Origin of the sequence: Carnobacterium sp. (assembly GCF_032094055.1) — a bacterium.
Lineage (GTDB): Bacteria > Bacillota > Bacilli > Lactobacillales > Carnobacteriaceae > Carnobacterium_A.
The window spans coordinates 36,814-39,059 of record NZ_DAMDAK010000009.1; the positions used below are offsets into that span (position 1 = coordinate 36,814).

The following is a 2,246-nucleotide window of genomic DNA, read 5'->3' on the forward strand; positions in this document are numbered from 1 at the left end:
ATCCAACCCTAGTGGGCTTATTGCCGAAAATAATAGCGTTGATCGTTGAAAGACTGGCAAAGGGAGCAAAGGCTAATAAAACTAAAATGGTGCGAACGATTTGAGGCAGCGGCAGTAAAAAGTAAAATACAGCAGCCAAAACAGCGCCGCATCCATAACGAAATCCTAAAATTTTTGCCACTGTGGTTAAAGAAGAACGGTCGATTTGTAATTCTAAGTACAATCCGATCATGAACATGGATAAGAAAGCATTCGCATTTGAAAAAAGATGCACGATATTCAGCATAGAATCCGGCAAAGCAACGCCAGTAAGAGCTAATATGAGCATAATCAGGTATGTAGTAAACGGCGGAGAAGAAAGCAGCTTTTGCAGTGTGCGAACAAGAGAAAGAACCTCTTTGTTTTGTCTTGTCATTTTTTCAACAGCAACTGTCGTACCGCCAGCCAGCCTTAAAGAATTCCCCATGTCGAAACTGCCGATAAAAGGCACAGCAGCCGGGAAGAAGCCTTGAACAAATGGCATGGTGAAATTTCCGATATTGTACCCGGAGATACCAAACATTAGCAGCGACTGATCAACAGCAGATTTTTTTCGCCACAAAAATCCACCAAGAACAACTAACACAACATTACTGAAGAACCCTAAGAAAATCATCAAGAAAAAAGTTGCATTTACAGCTACACCATTAAAACCTACGATAATAGCGGCCGGTAAAGTAATATAAACAATAATTTTTGAAAGAATGTGTCCGTCTTGCTCTTTTAACATCCCTCTCTTTTTAAATAAATAGGCTACAAGAATAACCAATAAAAAACCAACGGCTTGTATTAAAATGGGACCCATGGACTAAACTCCTTTACCTGATCTTTTTGCTGCATGTTAAACTAGCAGTAATAAACAGCGCTATAACTATCATACCGTTGCAAAAAGCGATTGACCAGCTATTCTGTAAAAAAATAGTGAAAGCTTTAGTGAGCAAAAATGAATGTGGTACAATAAAACAAAAGAAAGTAGGAGAAAAAATGAGTGAATTGAATGGGAAAAAAAGAGCAGATATCAAAATCGGTGCGCTAGTGGATATTGTCTTGAAAAAAGATCAGCGAACTGGAACCTTAACAAGAGGGCACGTAAAACGCATTCTAACAAATAGTGCCCAGCATCCTCATGGGATAAAAGTCATGCTGGAAGAAGACAATCAAGTTGGTCGAGTACAAAAAATTATAACGGCTTAAAAATAGCTGTATTGCCATCTAATTGCAATAGTTTTCAAATCTAATTTTAAAAAAATTTAAGGGCCTTTTAACACTGCCAGTGCAAGCTTTTAGCGGGTTTTGCATTCTTTTGCAACAGCGTTTCGGTTCACATTTGAAGAATTGAGGGGTATAATAATAAGGTAAGCTGTTCGAATTGAGTTCAGTGAATTTTCAATAGGAGGAAAATTATTATGAAAATCGGTATACCTAAAGAAATCAAAAATAACGAAAATCGGGTGGCTATTTCCCCAGCGGGTGTCTATAGTCTTACAGAAGGCGGACACGAAGTTTTAGTTGAAGCATCAGCTGGAAAAACAGCAGGCTTTACGGACGCTGAGTTTGAAGAATCAGGTGCAAAAATTGTTAACAATGCAGACGATGTCTGGGCTGCAGACATGGTTATTAAAGTTAAAGAACCATTGCCAGAAGAATACGGCTATTTCCGTGAGGGATTGATCATCTTCACTTATTTACACTTAGCAGCTGCTAAAGAATTAACAGAAAAATTAATGGAAACAGGCGTAACAGCAATTGGGTATGAAACAATGGAAAAAGACGGGGTCTTACCGTTATTAACACCAATGAGTCAAGTAGCCGGTAGAATGGCTGTCCAAATCGGTGCTCAATTCTTAGAAAATAACTACGGTGGTAAAGGATTACTGCTTGGCGGTACGCCAGGAGTTTCAACAGGTAATGTAGTCATTATCGGCGGCGGTGTCTCAGGAATGCATGCAGCTAAAATGGCTGTCGGACTTGGTGCCGATGTCACGATTTTAGATGTAAACCCTGCACGTTTAGCTGAATTAGGCAACATTTTTGGAAACTCTGTCACGACGTTGATGTCGAATGAATACAATATTGCGGAACAAGTGAAAACGGCTGATTTAGTAATCGGCGCTGTGTTGATTCCGGGATCTAAAGCTCCAACACTTGTTACAGAAGAAATGGTTGAATCGATGGAAGAAGGTTCCGTGATTGTGGATATTGCTGTC

At 39.4% G+C, this 2,246-nt stretch carries 3 protein-coding genes; 2 read left to right on the forward strand and 1 reads right to left on the reverse strand.

Translation table 11 applies throughout. From position 1 onward, the window contains the following. A partial coding sequence (locus tag RT405_RS02700) for an AEC family transporter (protein WP_313467338.1) occupies positions 1–844 on the reverse strand: 844 nt, incomplete at its 3' end. Between the two features lie 179 nt (positions 845–1,023). Between RT405_RS02700 and RT405_RS02705 the strand changes: the two genes are divergently transcribed. Together RT405_RS02705 and ald are read left to right on the forward strand one after the other, a co-directional pair. Continuing rightward, positions 1,024–1,233, forward strand: a complete 210-nt coding sequence (locus RT405_RS02705) for a YwbE family protein (RefSeq protein ID WP_313467340.1) — start codon at positions 1,024–1,026, stop codon at positions 1,231–1,233. Between the two features lie 212 nt (positions 1,234–1,445). Continuing rightward, the coding region (ald, locus tag RT405_RS02710) for an alanine dehydrogenase (RefSeq protein ID WP_313467342.1) at positions 1,446–2,246 on the forward strand (801 nt) is incomplete at its 3' end.